This is a genomic window from Stenotrophomonas sp. GbtcB23, from assembly GCF_019091045.1.
In the GTDB taxonomy this organism is placed as follows: Bacteria; Pseudomonadota; Gammaproteobacteria; order Xanthomonadales; family Xanthomonadaceae; genus Stenotrophomonas; species Stenotrophomonas rhizophila_A.
Window position 1 is genome coordinate 4,007 of the sequence record NZ_JAGXKC010000078.1, and the last position, 2,181, is coordinate 6,187.

Genomic DNA, 2,181 nt, shown 5'->3' on the forward strand with positions numbered 1-2,181 from the left:
GTAGCAACGATGCGAAGGGATGCAAGGGCGGCGAGGCCCATCACGAAATACGAACCCAGACTGAGCCAATTGCACAGTGGGGCTGGATCGAACTGAATCGTCGCGCCCATAACGTCGATGGCCGGAATGGCGGGGCAGGAACCGCCGCCCCAGCCGTAGCCCGACGTGTCAGGTTGGATAGGGTCCGTCCCCTGCCCGCCTTGCCACGCACCGCTGCCGGGCAAGCTGGTGCCAGGGTCCACCGTACCGCCAGTGCCGGTGAGCGCATTTCGGATGGCAACGAGGTCCGGGTTGCTTCCGGTTCCGGTGCCAGTCGCGGCGGCGAGCTTCTCAGTGGCACAAGCGGTGCGCCACTGCATCAGCAGGCTGTTGTACTCCATGGCGTCGCACTTCTCGCCCGTGCACACCGGAGGCGTGCTGCACATGCCTCCCGCTATGGTGCGGTTCTTACGCGTGTTGCAGTCGATGCGCCATTGGATGCGTGCCTGACCGCACATCACAGGTGATCCACTGCACGTGGGCGGCTGAGTGCAGTTGTCGCCACCCGTAAATTCCTCGGCAGGCGTTTCACCCGGTTCACCGGGTTCACTGGGGTCGCTCTCTTCCTCATCGGGGGTGCCGTTCTCGTCGGCATCCTTCTTACACGTGCCGTCCTTGCCCTTGGCCTCCCCCTTCGCGCACTGACCCTCGCCGGGGAGGCATTTTCCATCGGGCGATTTAATCTGCCCGGCTGGACATTCGTTTTCTTTGTTCTTGCACGTGCCATCGGCCTGTTGGACCTTGCCTGCCGGACACGGCTCTGGCTTGCACTGGCCCAGCGAATTGGTGGGGCTTCCGTCCGGGCATTTGCCATCGTCAGGCTCACATGTAGACATGCCCTGATTCCACGAGTAGCCGCTGCCGAACTCAGCCTTGCACTTCTGATCGTCGTAGTCGTTGCAGGTGCCAGGCACCGATGTGTACTTGCCGGTGAAATACCCATCACCTGTGCTGTACCACGCCTGCCTGCAACCGGCGTTGCACGTGACAGATCCGTTTCGAGGCTTTCCGCCAGTGAGGTTTGTGTATGGCCCGTTCCAGTCCGGGCGCTTCTCGCAGGTGAGATCTTTCGGGTAAGAGCGCGTACGCGTTTCCCACTGCGCGCCGGGATTTGCGCATGGGGTGACATAGGCCGTGTACACGCCAGCGGCCAAGTTGGGCCTTACGCCAGGACACCACTGTGATGAACTTCCGTTATTCGAATACGCGGCCTGCGCAGTAGCCGTGGCCCAAGCAGCCTGATTGGCAGCACCCTGATCTGGGCAAGAGCTGCTATTCACGGCGCGCGAATGGGAACAGGATGCATCCTGTGCCTGCGCGCGGCTAACTCCAAGCGATGCAAGCAGCAATGCCACGATGACATATGCAACGCGCCGGGCGACTGCGGATGCGAACACGCGAGCCAGCCAACGCATTAGTCGAACTCCACGAAGATGATCGCGCAGGCAACACACCACGCCCCAAGCCAGATCCACCCTTCCATCGCACGCCCCACAGTGTCCAGGTACTACAGAAAAGACCGGGGGGAGGGAGTCGGCCCTGCCCCCCGGTGGCCGTTACATGGCGCGACGCACCCACTTGTAGACCTTGATACCGACGAGGATCGTCAGCACGGCACCGCCGATGGCGGCGATGGGCGCGGCCGCGCCGTTGATGGCCGACACCACGTCGCCCACGTCCACACCACCACCGCCCGAGGCGAAGGCCGGTGCCGATGCCAGGGCGGCGGCGGAAACGGTGGCGACGGCGGCGGTCTTGCCCTTCAGGGCGGTCAGGAACTTCTTCATTGCTGTGTCCTCCTAGGACTGTTGGATTTTCTTGCGGATGAGCCGGAAGGTGTACGCCACAGCCCACAGGAGCGCGATCTTTGCCCCTATCAACTGCGCATCCTCAATGGGCAGGTCCGGCAGCAAGCCCGGTTGAGGAATCCACATCACGGCCGTGCAGGTCCCCGTGGCCGTGTCCAGGTCAGATTCAAGGCACGCGGGGATCAGCACGGCCATGGTTTTACGCCCGACCCGGCGCCGGAGACGGCGTCAGCAGGCGAACGCGACGACCGAATTCAAGGCCGCCGAATTTGTTGTTCTGCAACGAGGTCGGACACAGCTCGTAAGTACCGACCTTGTAGGGCTGCTGGTCGTC

The 2,181-nt window shown here is 62.9% G+C and carries 4 protein-coding genes; all 4 read right to left on the reverse strand.

All coding sequences use genetic code 11. The features are described from left to right. Positions 1 to 1,181, reverse strand: a 1,181-nt coding sequence (locus KVS69_RS17590; protein WP_217539237.1) for a hypothetical protein, incomplete at its 3' end; no start/stop codon positions are given. A gap of 414 nt (positions 1,182 to 1,595) precedes the next feature. Further along, positions 1,596 to 1,826, reverse strand: coding sequence for a major capsid protein (locus tag KVS69_RS17595; RefSeq protein ID WP_068851932.1), 231 nt, complete (start codon positions 1,824 to 1,826; stop codon positions 1,596 to 1,598). A 12-nt stretch (positions 1,827 to 1,838) separates the two neighbouring features. After that, the gene (locus KVS69_RS17600) at positions 1,839 to 2,042 is read right to left on the reverse strand and encodes a hypothetical protein (RefSeq protein WP_068851929.1); all 204 of its coding nucleotides are present in this window, start codon (positions 2,040 to 2,042) and stop codon (positions 1,839 to 1,841) included. Between the two features lie 4 nt (positions 2,043 to 2,046). Then, positions 2,047 to 2,181: G5P family DNA-binding protein (locus KVS69_RS17605; RefSeq protein ID WP_217539241.1), on the reverse strand; the 135-nt coding region annotated here is incomplete at its 5' end.

Bases quoted from the DNA above. Each gene is read 5' to 3' on its own strand.
- KVS69_RS17595 (WP_068851932.1), bottom strand. From the start codon at position 1,826: ATGAAGAAGTTCCTGACCGCCCTGAAGGGCAAGACCGCCGCCGTCGCC.
- KVS69_RS17600 (WP_068851929.1), bottom strand. From the start codon at position 2,042: ATGGCCGTGCTGATCCCCGCGTGCCTTGAATCTGACCTGGACACGGCC.